Origin of the sequence: Flavobacterium segetis (genome assembly GCF_900129575.1) — a bacterium.
GTDB lineage: Bacteria > Bacteroidota > Bacteroidia > Flavobacteriales > Flavobacteriaceae > Flavobacterium > Flavobacterium segetis.
Map to the genome: position 1 here is coordinate 299,032 of NZ_FQWE01000005.1, position 20,275 is coordinate 319,306.

Sequence of the window (20,275 nt, forward strand, 5' to 3'; positions counted from 1 at the left end):
TTTTTTTGTTTATCACTAATTGTATTTGTTGTTTTTATTCTATTCTTGGACTTTAAGACTAAAATTTAATTTTGTCCCATAACTGTGAACTCAAGATCTAATTTTAACTATTTCATTTGTTACTTATTTGTTTCCAAAGCCCATTAAAATCAGAGCAAAAACGGAGTAATTAATCATATCTTGATAATTAGCATCGATTCCCTCAGATACTAAAGTTTTGCCTTTGTTATCCTCAATTTGTTTCACTCGAAGCAATTTTTGTAAAATTAAATCAGTTAGTGAACTCACTCGCATTTCGCGCCAAGCTTCGCCGTAATCATGATTTTTATTTTCCATCAATTCCTTAGTTACTTTAATCATAGTATCATACCATTTAGTGGCTTTTTCAACAGTTAAATCCGGTTGCTCTACGACACCCAGTTCCAGCTGGATCAAAGCCATAATCGAGTAATTAATTATGCCAATGAATTCCCCGCTTTCATCTTCATCAATTTTACGGATTTCATTTTCTTGTAAACTTCTAATACGTTGTGCTTTTATGTAAAGTTGATCCGTTACAGAAGGTAATCGTAAAATGCGCCATGCACAGCCATAATCTTTCATTTTGTTAATAAAAAGTTCGCGACTTATTCCAATAACACTATCATATTCCTTTGAGGTATTCTTCATTATTGATGTATATTTGTATTCAAAATTTCTCAAAAATAATACATTTTTATTTGAAAGTACAATTTTGATCTCTAAAACCATCAACGAATGACTATTAATTGTAAAGGAATATTAGTAGATTTAGCAACGCCTAAAGTAATGGGTATTTTAAATATAACGCCTAACTCCTTTTATGACGGTGGAAAGTATAAAAACGAAAACGAAATTCTATCTCAGGTCGAGAAAATGCTAAATGAAGGTGCTGATTTTATTGACATTGGCGCGTACTCCAGTAAACCGAGTGCTGAGTTTGTCCCCGAAAAAGAAGAAATATCGAGAATCATTCCCGTAGTAAATTTAATTATCCAGCATTTTCCAGAAACTTATCTATCTATCGACACCTTTAGAAGTGAAGTGGCTAAAGCATCTTTAGAAAGTGGTGCCGCAATTATCAATGATATTTCAGCAGGAAAGCTTGATGACAAAATGTTTGAAATAATTGGTAAATATAACGTTCCTTATATAATGATGCATATGCGTGGCACTCCACAAACAATGCAAAGTTTGACTAATTACGATGATATTGTTAAAGAAATTCTTTTTTATTTTTCAGAAAGAGTAGCTAAAGCGCGCACTTTTGGTATTAATGATCTAATTGTTGATCCTGGATTTGGATTTGCTAAAACGTTAGATCAAAATTACGAGGTTTTTCAAAAAATGGAATTGTTTAAAATATTAGAATTGCCCTTACTGGCAGGTGTTTCAAGAAAATCAATGATTTATAAAATTTTCGATGGTACTGCAGAAAGTGCTTTAAACGGAACTACAGTTTTAAATACTATGGCACTTATAAGTGGAGCTAAAATTCTCAGAGTGCACGATATAAAAGAAGCTGTAGAATGCGTTACCTTATTTAATAAAATAAATTCTTAATTATGAAATACTTCGCGTTATTTGCGTTATTTACTTTATTTTCTTGTAGCAATAAAGAAGATATATTACTTCCAAAATCAAATATAACTATTGTTAAAGAGGTCAATGATTTATCACCAATTTATATTTTTTTTAGAACAAAACAAAAAGATACAATAGCAGAAGTCAACCGTAAAAACAGTATTATTTCGACCAATTGGATTTTAAATATTGATAAGCGTTTACCATTGCGATTAGTGATTCCCGAGATTATAAAGCTACAGCAAAAAAAGCGTGAGGAAAAAGCACATAAAAACGAAAAAGCAGAAAATTACTATTCCTATGCAGATACCATTAGTAAAAATTTAGCATTTATTGCTTTTACAAATGTTTATTATAAAATGGAGAAACCTAAAGGTAATATTGTTTATTTTGATAGTAAAAGTGAAATTACTCTTAATAATGTACAAATTAAAAAAGATGAGCTAAAAAAGTACTTAGTTGGATTAAAGGAAGAGCAATTAAATCCTTTCGTTTTCTGCTTCAGTGAGAATTTGTCTTACGGAAGTTATATTCAAAGTAAAATATTTATTGAAAGTATAATTCCGTCATTGCCTAATCTGGAATTTAATGAATTTGTGTTTTAAGAAATTACATTCGTAAACTTTTATTAAATTTATTTTAGTGCTAGAAAATATTAATTGTAAAATCGAATTCTTTGAGAACGTTAAGAATCTTTTTTTTATGCAAGATCAGGTATCGGCTTAATATGCAGATCAAATAGGAATAATTATTTTATCTGCTTGTGATGCTTTCAGCATTAAAAATTAAATTTAACATAAAGAAGATACATCTGCGATTAAATATTTGAATTTAGACTTAATTAGAATTCATAACTTTTAAACTAACTTTTCGTGATTTTATCTCAAACCTCGTTATTATAAACCGGCAGTTAATTCCACTCATCTTTATCTTAAGTTTCACTGATGATGGTATGGTTCATTTTTTAAAATAGTAAATCCACGGTATAGTTGTTCGATAAAAAACAAACGCACCATTTGATGAGAAAAAGTCATTAACGATAGGGAAATTCTTCCTTTAGCTTTCATATAAATAGTATCTGAAAAACCATAAGGTCCACCTATTACAAAAACTAATGTCTTAACACCTGAATTCATTTTTTTTTGTAATTCACTTGAAAAAGATAGACTAGAAAAGGTTTTGCCGTTTTCATCTAATAAAATGAGGTGATCAGTGGTTGTGATTTTAGATAAAATTAATTCACCTTCTTTCTCTTTTTGTTGGCTTTCTGATAAGTTTTTTACATTTTTAATATCGGGTATTACTTCTAAGTCAAATTTGACATAAAAACTTAAACGTTTGGTGTAATCGTCAACTAAAGTTTGTAATGCTTTGTTATCGGTTTTACCAATAGCTATTAATTTGATGTTCATTTTTTCAATTAAGGCTTTAAATTACTATTGCACTTTTATACTGGCGATTAATAATTTAAAATTTTCTACTTCTTTATTGCCTATTAAAAAGGCTACTTCTTCTAATTTTGAACCATCATAATTTGGAATCGCTAATTTTTGACCTCTAAACGCAGGATATAGTTCCTGTGTTGGAATCATTATTGTTTCCCACTCCCCTGATGTTTGAAAAGGGAAGACATATGATTGCGCATCGTTTTTGTTAGACTTTACACGAAACTGATACGATTTACCATCGCCTTTCAAACGGAGTCTAAAAAACTGACTGTTTTTAGCAGAAATAGGATTGCCATTGTACCGTACCGAACAAAATCCGCCATTATTTTCAAGAGAAATTTTCCCTTCAAAAGTGCCTTCGCCGTTTTCATTTAGGTAAAATTGACTTTTAGACTTCCCACCCATAACTCCGTCATTGACTACTTGCCAATTGCTTAAATCGCTTTTTGAACTAAATTCAAATATTATTAGATCATTCATTACTATCGGATTTATTAGGAATAGTAATATTACGCTTTTGGTAATGGTGCGCCAACGGCTATATCGCATCTGTGATTTGTTTGTCCGTGGGGAGGATTCATACCTTCTGCCGTTGGAGTTGTTACAACAGGATTTTGAGTTATTACATTTGGAGCGACAGCTGTAGTTACTGTTGGATTAGCAGTAGTAACAACCGGCTTCGTAGTTGATGAAGGCGTATTTAACGGCGCACCAACAGGAATTTCGCAACGATGTCCTGGCTGCCCGTGTGCTGGATTCATTCCAGCAACAGTGGTAGAAGGGGAGACGGGAGAAGCTTCAGTTGCTGCAACCTGCTGCTGAGATTTCATTTGGTTACCCACTTCAGTAAATGGAACAACATTGGTTGGAGTTGTCTTCGTAACGCTAGTTTCTGTTTCATTTTTACATGATGTTAAGGAAACAGCTGCTACTAAAGCTAGGCTCATTATATATTTCATAAAAAAGGTATTAAATTACTATTTCCAAATATATGATTTTATATACTGATCTGCCAATTATTACTGTTGATTTTAACTTAAAAACTATATTTTGGTTCACCTCAAAAACTGTTGAAGAAAATATGTAGATTTTCTATTTAATTTTCAAAAAGAACACAATGGCTAAATTTTCAAATTCGTAAAATATGCAGTACTTTAGCGTTCAGTAAATAGTATAAAATGATTAGTGAAAAGCAATTCCAAAAAGAGTTAGAATTAATAATAGAAAATGCTATAAGAGAAGATGTTGGTACTGGTGATTATAGTTCGTTAGCTTGTATTCCTGCTACTGCTACAGGAAAAGCTAAATTACTTGTAAAAGAGGACGGGATTATTGCTGGAGTAACTTTTGCTAAAATGATATTTAATTACGTAGATCCAGATTTACAAATTGAGACATTTATTGAAGATGGCACTGCTGTTAAAAAAGGTGATGTTGTTTTTCATGTTTCCGGAAGTTCACAATCTATTTTAAAGTCAGAACGAGTTATTCTAAATTCAATGCAACGAATGTCAGCTATTGCCACAAAAACCGCCGATTATGTTCGTTTGCTGCAAGGAACAAATACTAAAATTTTAGACACACGTAAAACAACGCCCGGATTTAGAGCTTGTGAAAAGTGGGCCGTAAAAATTGGTGGTGGTGAAAATCACCGTTTCGCACTATATGATATGGTGATGTTGAAAGATAATCACAATGATTTTGCTGGCGGTATTACCTTGGCTATAGCCAAAACCAAATCATATCTTAAAGAAAATAAGCTTAATCTTAAAATAATTGTAGAAGCTAGAAACTTAGAAGAAATTAAAGAAATACTGGCTAATGATGGAGTTTATAGAATTTTGATAGACAATTTCGATTTTGAAGATACGAAAAAAGCAGTAAATTTGATTGGCGATAAATGTTTGACAGAATCATCAGGAAATATTAATGAAAAAACAATTCGAAGTTATGCCGAATGTGGAGTTAATTATATTTCATCGGGTGCATTGACACATTCTGTCTGTAATATGGATTTGAGCCTCAAAGCAATATGAGCGTAGAAATTGAAGGTAAACTTGAAAGAATTCCCATTTTGCGGAATCTTGTCCATGGGTTGAAGAAAATAAAACTTCCTTGGCTCGAAGGCTTATCTCTATATGATTTACTAGAACTATATGGTTTTGGTATTGTAGAGAGCGCCTTAACTTATCATGCAAGTGCGATTGCATTTAGTTTTTTTATGGCTCTTTTTCCTTTTGCATTGTTTATTCTAAATTTAATTCCATTTATTCCTATTGAAGGTTTTCAAGAAGATTTTCTAATGTTTGTAAAAGATGGAGTGCCGCCTAACACGTACGATGCTATTTACCAAATAATAACAGATATTCTTAACAATAGCGATTCTGGTTTACTGTCTTCGGGTTTTATACTTTCCATTTTTTTGATGGCAAATGGTTTAAACGGAATTTTAGGTGGTTTCCAAACTTCACGTCATGTTTTAGTAAAAAGAGGGTTTATAAAGCAGTTTTTGGTTGCTCTTGCCATGTCCCTACTATTATCTTTGTTATTGATTGTAACGGTTTCGACAATTGTAGTTTTTGAAGTAGTTATTCAAAACACCGTTTTTAGTGATCAAATTCAGTTTATAGTTCTAGGACGATACGCCTTTGTAATTATAATGATTTTAATCACAACTTCTGTACTTTTTAAATTTGGAACAAAGCACGACAATGAGAGAGCTTTTATTTCAATAGGGTCGGTATTTACTACAATCTTAATTGTTATCGACTCCTACTTATTTGGAATTTGGGTTAAAAACTTTTCGCAATACAATGAATTATATGGGTCGATAGGTACATTATTAGTCTTGATGTTCTACATTTGGATAAACTGTATGATATTGCTTTTAGGATTTGAGTTGAATGGGACAGTCAATAAATTAAAAGCCAATAATAAAAAATTAAATATTTAAAAATGAAAAATTCGATTACAGTTATTATGTTAGTTTTTGCAATGGCTTCTTATGGTCAAAATTCCGGCGTTATTGGGAAATGGAAAACTATTGATGACGAAACAGGAAATGCTAAATCAATTGTGGAGGTCTATGAGCGTTCCGGTAAGATATACGGAAAAGTTATAGAAATTCTCGAAGCTGAAAACCGCAAAAAAGTGTGCAGCAATTGTGCTGGTGATGATAAAAATAAACCAATCCTTGGTTTGACAATAATCAAAGGATTAAAAAAAGAAGGAGATGAATACACGGGAGGAAAAATACTCGACCCTAAAAATGGTAAGCTTTACAAATGTTTTATCACTCTTGAATCAAAAGATAAATTAAAAGTTCGCGGTTATATTGGTATTTCTTTATTTGGAAGAACGCAATATTGGTCTAGAGTAAAATAATTTTAGATTCCAATCTTCAATCAAAATTAAAATTTTCGGTGAGAACCATTTTAATGATAATCGATAACACATAATCCACAATCAATGTATTTCGTTGAAGTAATTTTACCACTTTCCTTAGCAAAAACCTTTACATATAGCATTTCTGAAGCTGAATCTCATTACTTAAAAATAGGAATGCGAGTCGCTGTACCATTTGGGAAAAGTAAAATTTATACTGCATTAGCAATTGAAATTCATCAAAATAAGCCTGCATTATACGAAGCAAAGGAAATACAACAAATACTGGATGAAAGACCAATAGTAACGAAGATACAAATTTCGCATTGGCAATGGATTGCATCCTATTATATGTGCGCTATTGGTGATGTTTACCGTGGCGCTATGCCAAGTGCTCTATTGTTGGAAAGCGAGACGTTGATTTCGCAAAAAACAGATTCTTTCGTTGACACAAGTCTGCTCTCTGATGATGAATTTCTGGTTTATGAAGCACTGCAGCAGCAAAGCTCTTTGAAAGTCCAAGATATAATTGCGATTTTAAACAAGAAAAATATTTTTCCTGTCATACAACAATTGATTGACAAAAATATCTTAGTTCTGCAAGAAGAAATTCAGGAAACGTATAAACCGAAGTTGATTAGGTACGTGAAATTAAATTCTAGATATGATTCCAATCAAGGTTTAACTGATTTGCTGGAAACCTTAAAAAATGCCAACAAGCAAAAGGAAATTGTAATGCGTTATTTCCAATTGAGTGCTGCAGAAAACTCTAAGGCAAGATTTGAAAATAGAATTACTATGCCGATAACGGTAAAGAAACTTGTGGACGAAACTAATTCATCTGCCGCAATTATAAAAGCATTAATTGAAAAAGAAATTTTTGAAGAATATTTTTTACAGCAAGACAGAGTTAATTTCACAGGTAAAATAAGTGAGTTCGAGCTATTATTAAGTGCGGAACAGAAAAAAGCTTTAGTAGCTATAAAAAATGTTTTTAGTCAAAAAGAAGTGTGCTTACTGCATGGCGTAACTTCTAGTGGTAAGACAGAAATTTACATAAAGCTTATTGAGGAGTATTTAGAAAACGGTAAACAAATTTTGTACTTATTACCAGAGATAGCTTTAACAACCCAGTTAGTAGGTCGTTTAAGGAATTATTTTGGAAATAAAGTTGCTGTATTTCATTCTAAATATAATAATAACGAGCGTATTGAAGTTTGGAATCAAGTATTACAAAAATCAGAAAAAGCACAAATAGTAATAGGAGCAAGGTCAGCCCTATTTTTACCATTTGATAATTTAGGTTTTATAATTGTTGATGAAGAACATGAGCAAACTTTCAAACAAGCTGATCCTGCCCCAAGATATCATGCGAGAGATGCCGCAATAGTGTTAGCTCATTCGTTTAAAGCTAAAGTTTTATTGGGATCAGCAACGCCAAGCATCGAAACTTATTTTAACGCTAAAACAGGAAAATTTGGTTTAGTTGAAATTACTAAACGGTATGGAAACGTATTGATGCCAAATATTGAATTAGTTGATTTAAAAGAAAAGTACTTTCGAAAAAAAATGACTGGACATTTTAGCGATATTCTGATTGAAGAAATAACAGCTGCGTTATCGATGGGAGAACAAGTAATATTATTTCAAAACCGACGAGGCTATTCACCTATAATCGAATGTATCACATGTGGTCACGTACCACATTGTCAGCAATGTGATGTAAGTTTAACTTATCATAAACATAAAAATCAGTTGCGCTGTCATTATTGCGGGTACACAATGGCAAAACCAACACATTGTCAAGCATGTTCCAGTGTAGATTTAACAACTAAAGGATTTGGTACAGAGCAAATTGAACAAGAATTATGCTTTCTTTTTCCAAATTCAAAGATTGGAAGAATGGATCAAGATACGACTCGTGGAAAGTTTGGTTTTGAAAAAATTATTGACAGTTTTAAAAATAGAGAAATTGAAATCTTAGTAGGTACTCAAATGCTAGCTAAAGGATTAGATTTTGATAATGTGAGTTTAGTAGGCGTTATGAATGCAGATAATATGTTGTATCATCCTGACTTTAGAGCTTTTGAACGTACCTATCAAATGTTAACACAAGTAGCTGGTAGAGCTGGACGTTCGGAGAAGCAGGGAAAAGTAATTATACAAACATACAATCCTGACCACAATACAATACAGCAAGTAACTACTAATAATTATGAAGCTATGTTTGATGAACAATTGTATGATCGTAAAATTTATAAATATCCTCCTTATTATAAAATAATTAAAGTAACATTAAAGCAACGTGATTTTGAAAAATTAAAAACAGGATCTATGTGGCTATATCAAGTTATGAGTCAAAATTTGAATATGCCAGTTTTGGGACCTGAAGAACCTATTATAAGTAGAATTCGTAATGAGTATATTCGTGTAATCGTGATAAAAATCCCATTGAGCGTTTCGATTGGAAATACAAAAATCACGATTCAAAAAATGCTAAATAGTTTTGAAGCCGTTTCACAATTTCGATCAATTAAAACAACTTTAAACATCGATTTCTATTAGATTTTTTCAAAAGGATTATGCTCTCATGAGTATTTTACGGCTTGAAGCGGGAAAAGTTTCGACTAGTCAACGGTTTTATAACATCGAAGGTAAATCGCGATACGATATAGTTAAACAAGTTATTATTTAGAAAAAAGTTATGAAGCGGAAAGCGCTTTTACAAGATCTTCTTTTTTATGACGGCTTAGAGGAATTTTGGTAGGCCCAATTTCTGCAAATTTACTGTTAAAACGCTCTACCTTATCAACGTTAATGATGTAAGACTTATGAACTCGAACAAATTTATCTTTTGACAAGTCATTTTCGAAAGCCTTCATTGTTGAAAGCACAAGATTACTATCGTCCTCAGTGACCACTCTTACATAATCACCAAAAGCTTCAATCCACTTAATCTTAGAAGTGAAAATTTTCAATTTTTTTAAATTGCTTTTTATGAAAATATGTTCTCCATCTTCATCTTTATTTTCATTTTTAAGTAAATAAAAATCAATTGCTCTTTTTACAGAGGCGTTAAAACGATCAATAGCAATGGGTTTTTGCAGGTAATCAGTTGCATCATAATCAAAAGCTTTCATTGCATATTCAGCTTTTGAAGTTATAAAAATAATTTGCGGCTTAATTTTTAAGCCATCTAAAAAATCAAATCCACTAATAACTGGCATTTCAATGTCTAGAAAAATTAAATCTACATTATGTATCGACATGCAACTTTTCGCTTCAATTGCATTAGAAAAATCACCTATCAAGTGTAGATTTTGATGATTATTAACTAGCTTTGCAATAATCATTCTTTGAATAGAACTGTCATCTACTACAACACAATTTAGTTTCATATTTGAATAGTTTTGTATTAGCAATCGTAAACATACAAAATTCTATTGAATTAAAAGTAGGTAGTCCTATTTTTTTTGTCCTTTGCCGAATAAAACAGGTTTTAACTTGTTTACTAACCAAAATTGTTTACTTTTGCACCCAAATTAACAAATAAATATACATTTATGAATCATTATGAAACTGTTTTCATTTTAAATCCCGTTTTATCTGACACACAGGTAAAGGAAACAGTAAGCAAATTTGAAGATTTTCTTACTACTAGAGGAGCAGAAATGGTATCGAAAGAAGATTGGGGCCTGAAAAAAATGGCTTACGAAATTCAAAACAAGAAATCTGGTTTTTACCATTTATTCGAATTCAAAGTTCCAGGAGAAGTTCTTATTGCTTTTGAAACTGAATTTAGACGTGACGAGAGAATTATGCGTTTTTTAACTGTAAGTTTAGACAAACATGCAATTTCTTGGGCTGAGAGAAGAAGAACTAAATTAAAAGCAACAAAAGCGTAATCATGGCAACACTACAACAATCGGCTTCAGGAAAAAAAGACGGAGATATCAGATATCTTACACCTTTAAACATAGAAACTAACAAACAAAAAAAGTATTGTCGTTTCAAAAAATCAGGTATCAAATATATTGATTATAAGGATGCTGATTTCTTATTGAAATTCGTAAACGAACAAGGAAAAATTCTTCCACGTCGTTTAACTGGAACTTCATTAAAATTTCAAAGAAAAGTTTCAGTTGCTGTTAAAAGAGCGCGTCACTTAGCTTTAATGCCATACGTGGCGGATTTACTAAAATAATATTTAACTCAGTTGTTGGTTTTCTGAAACATGAAACCTAACTTCTATAACAAAGGACAACAACATGGAACTTATTTTAAGACAAGACGTTCAAAATTTAGGATTTAAAGATGATATTGTATCGGTAAAAAATGGTTATGGACGTAACTTTTTGATTCCAACTGGTCAAGCTCATTTAGCAACTTCTTCTGCAAAGAAAGTATTAGCTGAAAATCTAAAACAAAGAGCACACAAAGAGGCTAAAGTAGTTGGAGATGCAAAAGCATTAGCAGATGCACTGAAAGCTATTGAAATTAAAATCTTTGCAAAAGCAGGTGGAGAAAAATTGTTTGGTTCAATCACGAATATAGATATCGCAGAAGCTTTAGCAAAAGGTGGCCAACAAGTAGATAGAAAATTCATTACCAGCGGTATTGTAAAGCGCACTGGTAAATATAGCGCTAGCGTTCGTTTACACAGAGACGTGATCGTTGAATTGGATTATGAAATTGTTGCAGAAATTAGCAATTAATTAATATTTTGTTCACATTAAAAAAAAATCACTCTCAGGAGTGATTTTTTTTTGTTTAATTTCGCTCCACAAATAACATAAATTTAACTGATGAAAAAAATTATTACTTCACTATTAATGCTTTGTAGTTTTTTTGCTGTGATGGGGCAAACTACTACTTCAAGTATTAAAGGAATTGTAAAAACTGCAACAGGTGAAACGCTACCTGCTGCCACAATTCAAGCAATTCATACCCCAACGGGTTCTAAGTATTCCGCTCTGTCAAATGCGGATGGTAGGTATAGTATGCTTAACATGCGAATTGGCGGACCATACAAAGTTACAATAACCTTTGTTGGCTATGAGTCCTCTGTGTACAATGAAGTATATTTAGAATTAGGTAAAGCATTGCTGCTAGATGCAGTTTTAAACGACCAAAGTCAACAATTATCTGAAGTAAAAGTTGCTGGAGCGAAAAACAAAGTTTTTGGTAGCGGTAGAACGGGAGCGGAGACAACTATTGGTCGAAAAGAATTAACAGCTTTGCCAACAATTTCTAGATCTGCCGAGGATTTTACTCGTTTAGAGCCTTCTGCTAGTGGTGGTTCTTTTGGAGGTCGCAACGATCAATACAACAGTTACTCATTAAATGGTGCAGTTTTTAATAATCCTTTCGGATTAGATGCTGCAACTCCCGGCGGACAAACAGGTTCTCAGCCTATTTCACTTGATGCAATTGAGCAAATTCAAGTGGCGACTGCACCGTATGATGTTACATTATCAGGTTTTACAGGTGCCTCAGTAAATGCTGTTACTAAGTCTGGTTCAAATGAGTTTCATGGTACAGTCTACGCATACTTTAGAAACCAAGATTTAACAGGTAGCAAAATTAATGGTGAGAAAATATTTGTTCCTTCTTTAGAGCAAACTCAGGCAGGATTTAGTATTGGTGGTCCAATTATTAAAAATAAATTATTCTTTTTTGCTAATTATGAAATAGATAAGAGAAGTGACTTAGGTTCTAATTTTGTTGCTAATAATGGTGACGCAATTGTTGGAGTAAATGAATCACGCGTTTTAGAATCAGACTTAGTAGCTGTTTCAGCAGCTTTGAGTGGTTTAGGTTACAATACAGGTGCTTATCAAGGTTTTAGACACAACTCTGATTCTAACAAAGGAATAATTAAGTTGGATTGGAATATTAATGACAACAACAAATTAGCCGTAATTTATAATTTTTTGGATGCATCCAAAGATAAACCAGCACATCCATCTGCTTTAGGTTTTAGAGGACCAGATGTAAATACGTTGCAATTTGAAAAGTCAGGATATCAGATTAACAATAAATTAGACTCCTTTTTAGTCGAATTAAACTCAAAAGTAAGCGAAACTGTTTCTAATAAACTACAAGCAGGTTATACTCATTTTAATGATTTTAGAAATCCGTTCTCTACTCCAGCACCAGTAATCAATATTCAGAGTAACGGTTCTAACTACATAATTGCAGGACATGAACCGTTTTCTATAAATAATACTTTAGACCAAAAAGTGTTACAAATTACCAATAACCTAAGTTACACGGTAGGCAAGCATGCTTTTACTTTTGGTGTCTCATTTGAAAAATATAAATTTGAAAACTCATTCAATTTAGCTGGATATGATAATTTTGGTAACCCTAACGGTTATGCAGGTACATTCTTCTCTCCATATTTTAGTGTTCAAGATTTTTTAATTGATGCTGCTAAACCTTTTGCTACAAGTATTATTGCTCAAAATTTGAAATATGCTCAAGATACATTTGATGCAAAAAATTCATTTGGCGTAGGAAAAGATAATGGATGGAAATTAGCTGAATTAAATGTTGGTCAAGTTGCCTTATATGCACAAGATGACTGGAATGTAACTGAAAATTTTAAATTAGCTTTAGGGCTAAGAGTTGATAAGCCTTTATATTTTGATACTTCTGATTTGATCCAGAAATATATTGATACTCAAAATGGATCTAGTCGAAACAACAATATCTTGTATTTTAATCCAAAAACTGGAGCTAACGAACAATTAATCTCTACAACATTACCTACTGATAAATTATTGTGGTCTCCACGGTTAGGATTTAATTGGGATATTAAAGGTGACAAAACTACACAAGTACGTGGAGGTTCGGGCATATTTACTGGAAAACTTCCTTTTGTATGGTTAGGAAATCAAGTTAGTGGTGCTGATGATGGTTTTTTTCAAATTATGGATAAAAATTTCAAATGGCCTCAAGTATGGAGATCTAGTCTAGGTTTGGATCACCGTTTTGATAATAATTATATTGCAACAATTGATATGTCTTACAATAAGGATATTAATGGCGTGCATGTACAGAATTGGGGATTGAAAACGCCAACAGGAACATTAGCAGGAACTGACAATAGAGCTATTTATAATGCTGCTGATAAAGGACCAAACAATGCGTACGTAATGACAAATTCTAACAAAGGATATGTTTTAAATACATCTGTTAAATTACAAAAAGCATTTGATAATGGTTTAAACGCCAGTTTAGCATACAACTATTTAGTTTCAAAAGATGTGAATTCTATCGAAGCTGAAATTACGGGTGATGCTTTTGCTTTTAACCCAGCTTTAGGGAATGTAAATAATGCTGTTCTATCTAATTCTAAATATGGAGACACACACCGTTTTATTGGTGTAGCTTCTAAGAAATGGAAATATGGAGCTAATGATAAATGGGCCACAACAGTATCTACTTTCTTTGAGTATGCTCAAGGAGGACGTTTTAATTACATCTATGGTGGTGATGTTAACAATGATGGTTCAGGGACAAATGATTTGATTTATGTTCCAACTACTGCAGAAATTAGTACCATGGCTTTTACTGGAGCTGGTCAAGGACCTGCTTTTGATACTTTTATAAGTCAAGATAAATATTTGAGTGAAAGAAGAGGACAGTATGCAGAGCGTTACGGTGCTTTAGCTCCTTGGAGAGGAAAATGGGACATGAAATTAATTCAAGATTATAATTTTAAACCATCTTCTAGTTCAAATAAAACGAATACAATTCAGTTTAGTGTTGATATCTTAAATGTTGGGAATTTATTGAATTCTGATTGGGGATTAGTTCAAGTGCCTACGAGCATTCAACCAATTGGTGTATCTGTAGATCAAAATACAAAAGTACCAATCTATACTTTTAATGGAACTCAAACAAAAACGTTTAATTACGATGCAAGTTTGTTGTCAAGATGGCAAGCACAATTTGGAATTAGATATATTTTCTAGAAAAAAGATTAAATTATAGTAAATTTGCCCTCTCGATTAAGAGGGCTTTTTTTTTGATTTCAACTTTCAAAAAAACAAGTTAAGCATAACAATAAATATTAAAAGAGAATAATGAAATACTCTAGATTAACAAAAGAACAGTTCGAAGAATTAACACAGGAATTTACTAATTTTCTAGCTACGCAAGCCATTGATAAAATAGAATGGGACAAGATAAAGTCCGAGAAACCTGAAGTCGCTGAACAAGAACTAGACGTTTTTTCTGATTTGGTATGGGAAGGCGTGTTAACCAAATCTGAATTTTTAGAACATTTTTCTAAAAATCATATTTTTCTTTTTCATATTTTTGATACTTATGTGCAGTCTATTGTTTTGAAATCATTAGTAACAGATGTCGATTTCTTAACCAAGGAAGGCTTGCAATGGTTAAGCGATAATATGTTTACCGAAACTATCGAAATGAAAATTGGTAAAAAAGAATTTACCGAAGAGCGCAATACTTCAATTTTCGAATTAATACAGCAAGGTGCTTTTTTGAGTGATGGACTATTATTCAAGCAAGTTAATTCAATTATTGAGTCTTAAATTTATTGTTATTATTTTAAAATCACTTATTTTAGTAGACTAATAAATAATTTAAAATAGCTAATTTTCATTTTATGGATATTCGAAATACTATTCAAAATCTTAGACAGGAATTAAACCAGCATAATTATAATTATTATGTATTGGATAACGGAACAATATCTGATTATGAATATGATTTGAAATTAAAACAGCTTCAGGGACTGGAGATTGAGTATCCTGAATATTTTGATGAAAATTCACCATCGCAACGTGTGGGCGGTGCAATAACAAAAAACTTTCAAACGGTAGCTCACGAACATCGTATGTATTCATTAGATAATTCATACTCAAAAGAAGAAGTTATCGAGTGGGAAAAACGATTACATAAAGTGCTTGGTGAAATTCCACTATCATATACCTGCGAACTAAAATATGATGGAGCATCTATTAGTATTACTTATGAAAATGGAATTCTAGCTCGTGCGGTGACACGTGGTGATGGATTTCAAGGTGATGATGTAACGAATAATATTAGAACTATAAAATCAGTTCCAATACAATTAAAAGGAAATTTCCCTGAAAAATTTGATATTCGAGGAGAAATCGTTTTACCTTTCTCAGGCTTCGAAAAAATGAATCAGGAGTTGATTGAAATTGGTGAAACTCCATATTCAAATCCAAGGAATACAGCTTCTGGTAGTTTAAAATTACAAGACAGTGCGCAAGTTGCAAAGCGTCCCTTAGATTGTTTATTGTATTCTACAATTGGAAGTAACTTGCCATATCAATCACAATTTGAAGGTTTAGAAACTGCCAGAAAGTGGGGCTTTAAGGTGCCAAAGGAAGCAGCGTTAACTCGTAGTTTAGAAGAAGTTTTTAACTTCATCGATTATTGGGATACTCATAGATATGATCTTCCTTATGAAACAGATGGCGTGGTTATTAAAGTTAATTCTTTCTACTATCAAGACGAGCTTGGATTTACGGCTAAATCGCCACGATGGGCAATTGCTTACAAATTCAAATCAGAGCAAGTTTCAACAAAATTAAAATCTATTTCGTATCAAGTTGGAAGAACTGGCGCTATAACTCCTGTGGCTAATTTAGAGGCCGTCCAACTTGCCGGTACTATTGTAAAAAGAGCCTCATTGCACAATGCTGATCAAATTGAGAAATTGGACATACGCATTGGTGATACTGTCTTTGTAGAAAAAGGAGGAGAAATTATTCCTAAAATTATTGCTGTTGATTTGAACAGTCGTCCTAAAGATTCAAAGCCAACGCACTATATTATTAATTGTCCTGAATGTAAAACTTTGCTAATTCGTAATGAAGGTGAAGCCAATCATTATTGTCCTAATTTTTATGGCTGTCCACCTCAAATAATAGGCAGAATACAACATTTTATTTCACGGAAGGCAATGGACATTGAAGGCCTTGGTGGTGAGACGGTAGTACTACTTTTTAATAATGGATTAGTTAGTAATTATGCGGATTTATATGATTTGACGGTCGAACAAATTTTGCCATTAGAACGAATGGCGAAAAAATCTGCTGAAAATCTAGTGTTGGGCGTAGCTAAGTCTAAAAATATTCCTTTTGAAAGTGTTTTGTTTGGTTTAGGTATCCGATTTGTAGGTGAAACTGTAGCTAAAAAATTAGCTAAACATTATAAAAACATTAAAGCTTTAAGTGAGGCGAACTTCGCTGATTTAATATTAGTTGACGAAATAGGAGAACGAATTGCAAAAAGTGTGATTGAATTTTTTGATAATAGTGAGAATAAAATTATCATTGAAAGGTTAAAAAAATTTGGTGTACAATTCGAAATTTTAGAGGTCAATAATCCCTACTCAACTACTATTCTCAGTGGTAAAATATTTGTAGTCTCTGGTGTTTTTGAAAAATTTTCTCGTGACGATTTAAAAAAAGCGATTGAAGATAATGGCGGAAAAATTGGAAGTTCTATATCTGCTAAAACGGATTATGTTGTCGCAGGCGAAAATATGGGCCCAGCTAAATTAGACAAAGCATCCAAACTTAATATTAAAATAATTTCTGAACTTGAATTCATGCAACTATTAAATTCTAATTAAGTGTGGCAAATGAAAACTAAAAAAAAACAAATTTTATTTGAAAAAGTAATTACATCAATCTTATTGTTGTTTATTGCGATAGAAATAATAGCTGAATGTCTTCAATATAACTTATCATTTATTCCCTACAGACCAGTTGTAGGATCTCTAATTTTAGGATTATATCTACTTAAAACTGAAAAAAGGAATAATTTATTTTTAATTGTGTTTATTCTTTTAATTCTTACCAGTATTTTCATTCTTTCTAGTTACATGCCATCATTGATTTTTGGTTTAGTGGGTATAATAATTCATCGCATATTAATAATGTATTACATCATTAAATTAAATATGGTAAAGGATTTTGTTCCTATTCTTATTGCAATAGTTCCTTTTATATTTTTGTTTTCTTATTTACTTTCAGTAGCCGATGAAATTCCTAAGCATAGTTATTATCCTTTAGTTGTTCAGAACATTTTAGTATCCATGCTTGCTGGTTTAATTCTTTCGAATCACTATATGAACCAAAACAGTAATACAGCTTGGTTATCTATTTTTGGATTGTTATCAACTGCGCTCTATTTTACAGTATTTATAGAGAAATGTTTTTTGTCTAATTTACCGCCAACTTATTTTAACCCTCTGGGAATGTTGTTATTTGCAACTAGTTATTTTTCATTTTACAAATTTGTGATTCATGCTGAGCAATCAAAAACTAATTTAGATAATTTAAAAATACAAGAGTTAAACACAATACAAAGTTTAAAAAAAATCAACTACAGTTAAACTATAATTGATTTTCCTTCAAAGGCTTTTGTTTTATTATTATCTAAATAAAAATCGATTCTTCCTAGGTTTATTCCGTAGCAACCTACTTGATTGACTAAAACTTCTTTACCAACTAAATTCTTAGCAATTGTAGGTTTGTCAAGGAAAGTATGAGTGTGACCACCAATGATTAAATCGATATCCTGCGTTAGTTCGGCTAACTTCAAGTCACTGATTTTTGATGCCTCATCTCTATAGCGATAACCCAAATGTGATAAGCAAATTACGATGTCACAATTATTTTCCTTTTTTAGAATTCGCACCATATCCTGAGCTGTTTCTACAGGATCGTTATAAACAGTTTCTTTATACATTCCCTTATTAACTAATCCTTCGAGCTCAATTCCTAGGCCAAAGACACCAACTTTAATACCACTTTTATTAAATATCTTGTAAGGTTTTACAAATCCATCCATTACAGTATTTTTAAAATCATAATTAGCAGAAATGAATTCAAATTTCGCATGAGGCATTTGTGCACGTAAACCTTCAACACCGTTATCAAAATCGTGATTTCCTATAGCTGATGCATCATATTGCATCATACTCATTAGTTTAAACTCTAACTCTCCACCATAATAATTAAAGTAAGGCGTTCCTTGAAAAATATCTCCAGCATCAAGTAAAAGTACATTTGTATTTTCTTTTCTAATGCTACTAATCAATGCTGCTCTCCGTTCTACACCGCCCATATTTGCATTCCGAGGATGGTCTGCAGGAAAAGGATCAATATAACTATGTACATCGTTAGTATGCAAAATAGTAAGCTGTTTAATTTCTGAAGTGCCAAAACTACTCAATGTTATTCCTAACCCGATTAAAGCTGAACTTGCAGCAGTTTTCTCTATAAATTCTCTTCTTTTCATTTTTTAAATTTTTTTGTCCTTTTTATTCTTAGGATTGATACAAAGCTATTTATTTCTTTAGTTCGCTTCGATTACATACTACTTTACACCTTGTTTATCGCTCGATTAAAAAGATACAATGGTAAATCAATCAAGATTATAGTGCGCATTCTTAAGACTATTTTTTTTATTTTCTTATTCTATAATTATTCTGACATCTCTCAAGACAGGTATTGTATCCACTTGTTTAAAATAGTCGATGAGAATATTTCTTAATTTATAATCAAGATCATATTTTTTAATTCCTTTGTTAAAAAATGTCATGTTATCGCCTCCTTCAGCTAAATAGTCATTTGTTCCTACATAATAAATAGTTTCTTTTTCTACTGGTTTCCCTTGAACTAAAATATTTTTAGGTCTATTATTTTTATCGATTGTAAAAGTTACTCCAGCAAGCGGATGCGCTTTTTTGTCAATAATGAAAAAGTCAACCAATTCAAAAACTTGCTCTCCCTTCATGGCTATAACAACCATACTATTTTCAAATGGCATAATTTCAAAAGCGTTTCTTGCAGTTACATTTCCTTTCGGGAGGATAGACCTAATACCGCCACTGTTTAGCAAGCAGATGTCAATACTTTTTTTCTCTCTACTTTGAAAAACAAGATTGCCACGCATTAATGATACATCAGCCATCAAATTGCCAATTGTTGTTTGCCATTTTCCTGAACTTTTATCTAATGTTTCAGGACAATATGCAAGAATACTATCCAGATCTTTATTAATGTGCTCTCTATAAGGCTTAATATAATTCTCAATTTCGAGAACTTGATTTTCTTTATCAGTAATTGGAATTCGTTTTCCTTCAATTTTAGTAATATGATAACTTTGTTTGCTGCATGAGACAACAAAAAATAATGTTAAGAATATAACAAAAAGTTTAGAAACTTGATTATACTTTTTTAGATTTACCATTTTAAATGCGACTTAATTAATTAATTTTGTAAACAAGTAAAAGTAATATGTTTTTAAATTATATAAAGGATTTTATTCTAAAAAAAACATTAAAAAACGGCTTGATAAATTTAGAGAATAATTTTTCTTCTGTTGCTATAAAAAAAGTGGGTTTACTTATTGATTCGGCCTCTTTTTTTGAAAAAGAAAAATTAATTAGTGATATTGTTTTAAGTGGAATTTTGGTTGAGAACATTAGTGCTATTGTTTGTACCGATAAAATTACAAACATAGATCATCCAAAATTTATTTCATTCATGCCATCTCAACTTTCTTGGGACGGTACAATTAGCAACGATGAAATTAATGCTTTTATCGCAGCTAAATTTGATCTTCTTATCAATTATTATGATATAGAAAAAGCAATATTGTTACAAATTACCCATCAATCGAATGCATTATTTAAAGTTGGATTTACAACTGTAGACAAAAGGTTAAATCATTTTATGATCACTACAGCAATTGAAAATCATAGTGTTTTTATAAGGGAATTATTTAAATATTTAAAATTATTAAAAAAAATATAAAGC

General features: G+C 31.6%; 21 protein-coding genes. 14 read left to right on the forward strand and 7 right to left on the reverse strand.

What is annotated here, in order from left to right; translation table 11 throughout:
• Nucleotides 1-123 precede the first annotated feature (123 nt).
• On the reverse strand, nt 124-669 hold the full coding sequence (locus BUA99_RS09320; protein ID WP_072991479.1) for a DUF1599 domain-containing protein: 546 nt from the start codon (nt 667-669) through the stop codon (nt 124-126).
• A gap of 87 nt (nt 670-756) precedes the next feature.
• Here BUA99_RS09320 and folP point away from each other — a divergent pair, with 87 nt between their 5' ends.
• Nucleotides 757-1,581, forward strand: a complete 825-nt coding sequence (gene folP / locus BUA99_RS09325; RefSeq protein ID WP_072991272.1) for a dihydropteroate synthase — start codon at nt 757-759, stop codon at nt 1,579-1,581.
• A 2-nt stretch (nt 1,582-1,583) separates the two neighbouring features.
• Nucleotides 1,584-2,207 carry a hypothetical protein gene (locus tag BUA99_RS09330; protein ID WP_072991274.1) on the forward strand — a complete coding sequence of 208 codons (624 nt, stop codon included), beginning with the start codon at nt 1,584-1,586 and terminating at the stop codon, nt 2,205-2,207.
• 333 nt (nt 2,208-2,540) lie between these two features.
• Here the strand turns inward: BUA99_RS09330 and rlmH are convergent, their stop codons facing one another.
• The 3 genes from rlmH to BUA99_RS09345 are packed head-to-tail and all read right to left on the reverse strand — an operon-like array spanning nt 2,541 to nt 4,009.
• The gene (gene rlmH, locus BUA99_RS09335) at nt 2,541-3,014 is read right to left on the reverse strand and encodes a 23S rRNA (pseudouridine(1915)-N(3))-methyltransferase RlmH (protein WP_072991277.1); all 474 of its coding nucleotides are present in this window, start codon (nt 3,012-3,014) and stop codon (nt 2,541-2,543) included.
• A gap of 24 nt (nt 3,015-3,038) precedes the next feature.
• Nucleotides 3,039-3,530, reverse strand: a complete 492-nt coding sequence (locus tag BUA99_RS09340) for a CIA30 family protein (RefSeq protein ID WP_072991280.1) — start codon at nt 3,528-3,530, stop codon at nt 3,039-3,041.
• A gap of 29 nt (nt 3,531-3,559) precedes the next feature.
• A complete protein-coding gene (locus BUA99_RS09345; protein WP_072991283.1) occupies nt 3,560-4,009 on the reverse strand; it encodes a hypothetical protein in 450 nt (149 codons plus the stop codon).
• A 219-nt stretch (nt 4,010-4,228) separates the two neighbouring features.
• Here BUA99_RS09345 and nadC point away from each other — a divergent pair, with 219 nt between their 5' ends.
• The 4 genes from nadC (at nt 4,229) to priA (ending at nt 8,999) form a co-directional block, all read left to right on the forward strand.
• Nucleotides 4,229-5,086, forward strand: a complete 858-nt coding sequence (gene nadC, locus BUA99_RS09350; RefSeq protein WP_072991286.1) for a carboxylating nicotinate-nucleotide diphosphorylase — start codon at nt 4,229-4,231, stop codon at nt 5,084-5,086.
• Nucleotides 5,083-6,003, forward strand: a complete 921-nt coding sequence (locus BUA99_RS09355; protein ID WP_072991289.1) for a YihY/virulence factor BrkB family protein — start codon at nt 5,083-5,085, stop codon at nt 6,001-6,003. The genes nadC and BUA99_RS09355 overlap by 4 nt, the downstream gene beginning before the upstream one ends.
• A gap of 2 nt (nt 6,004-6,005) precedes the next feature.
• The gene (locus BUA99_RS09360) at nt 6,006-6,434 is read left to right on the forward strand and encodes a DUF2147 domain-containing protein (RefSeq protein ID WP_072991292.1); all 429 of its coding nucleotides are present in this window, start codon (nt 6,006-6,008) and stop codon (nt 6,432-6,434) included.
• Between the two features lie 84 nt (nt 6,435-6,518).
• Entirely contained in the window at nt 6,519-8,999 is a 2,481-nt protein-coding gene (gene priA, locus BUA99_RS09365; protein WP_072991295.1) for a replication restart helicase PriA, read from the forward strand.
• A gap of 137 nt (nt 9,000-9,136) precedes the next feature.
• Here the strand turns inward: priA and BUA99_RS09370 are convergent, their stop codons facing one another.
• Complete coding sequence (locus BUA99_RS09370; protein ID WP_072991298.1) at nt 9,137-9,832, reverse strand: LytR/AlgR family response regulator transcription factor; 696 nt, start codon at nt 9,830-9,832, stop codon at nt 9,137-9,139.
• A gap of 165 nt (nt 9,833-9,997) precedes the next feature.
• On the opposite strand from BUA99_RS09370, the gene rpsF reads away from it, so the two are divergent.
• The 7 genes from rpsF (at nt 9,998) to BUA99_RS09405 (ending at nt 17,844) form a co-directional block, all read left to right on the forward strand.
• The gene (gene rpsF / locus BUA99_RS09375) at nt 9,998-10,339 is read left to right on the forward strand and encodes a 30S ribosomal protein S6 (protein WP_072991301.1); all 342 of its coding nucleotides are present in this window, start codon (nt 9,998-10,000) and stop codon (nt 10,337-10,339) included.
• A 2-nt stretch (nt 10,340-10,341) separates the two neighbouring features.
• On the forward strand, nt 10,342-10,638 hold the full coding sequence (gene rpsR, locus BUA99_RS09380) for a 30S ribosomal protein S18 (RefSeq protein ID WP_026709514.1): 297 nt from the start codon (nt 10,342-10,344) through the stop codon (nt 10,636-10,638).
• A gap of 64 nt (nt 10,639-10,702) precedes the next feature.
• Nucleotides 10,703-11,149: a 50S ribosomal protein L9 gene (rplI, locus tag BUA99_RS09385; RefSeq protein ID WP_072991304.1), complete on the forward strand. Its 447-nt coding sequence runs from the start codon at nt 10,703-10,705 to the stop codon at nt 11,147-11,149.
• 90 nt (nt 11,150-11,239) lie between these two features.
• Nucleotides 11,240-14,416: a TonB-dependent receptor gene (locus BUA99_RS09390; protein WP_072991306.1), complete on the forward strand. Its 3,177-nt coding sequence runs from the start codon at nt 11,240-11,242 to the stop codon at nt 14,414-14,416.
• A gap of 111 nt (nt 14,417-14,527) precedes the next feature.
• Complete coding sequence (locus BUA99_RS09395; protein WP_072991309.1) at nt 14,528-15,001, forward strand: DUF6495 family protein; 474 nt, start codon at nt 14,528-14,530, stop codon at nt 14,999-15,001.
• Between the two features lie 74 nt (nt 15,002-15,075).
• Complete coding sequence (gene ligA, locus BUA99_RS09400) at nt 15,076-17,079, forward strand: NAD-dependent DNA ligase LigA (protein WP_072991312.1); 2,004 nt, start codon at nt 15,076-15,078, stop codon at nt 17,077-17,079.
• Between the two features lie 9 nt (nt 17,080-17,088).
• Nucleotides 17,089-17,844, forward strand: coding sequence for a hypothetical protein (locus BUA99_RS09405; RefSeq protein ID WP_143151735.1), 756 nt, complete (start codon nt 17,089-17,091; stop codon nt 17,842-17,844).
• Here BUA99_RS09405 and BUA99_RS09410 read toward each other — a convergent pair.
• Both BUA99_RS09410 and BUA99_RS09415 read right to left on the reverse strand, forming a co-directional pair.
• Nucleotides 17,841-18,752, reverse strand: coding sequence for a bifunctional metallophosphatase/5'-nucleotidase (locus BUA99_RS09410; protein ID WP_072991318.1), 912 nt, complete (start codon nt 18,750-18,752; stop codon nt 17,841-17,843). The two genes, BUA99_RS09405 and BUA99_RS09410, sit on opposite strands and share 4 nt — an antisense overlap.
• A gap of 174 nt (nt 18,753-18,926) precedes the next feature.
• A complete protein-coding gene (locus tag BUA99_RS09415) occupies nt 18,927-19,706 on the reverse strand; it encodes a 5'-nucleotidase C-terminal domain-containing protein (protein ID WP_072991320.1) in 780 nt (259 codons plus the stop codon).
• A gap of 47 nt (nt 19,707-19,753) precedes the next feature.
• On the opposite strand from BUA99_RS09415, the gene BUA99_RS09420 reads away from it, so the two are divergent.
• Nucleotides 19,754-20,272 (forward strand): DUF6913 domain-containing protein, encoded by a 519-nt coding sequence (locus BUA99_RS09420; RefSeq protein WP_072991322.1) that lies wholly within the window; start codon nt 19,754-19,756, stop codon nt 20,270-20,272.
• Nucleotides 20,273-20,275: the final 3 nt, after the last annotated feature.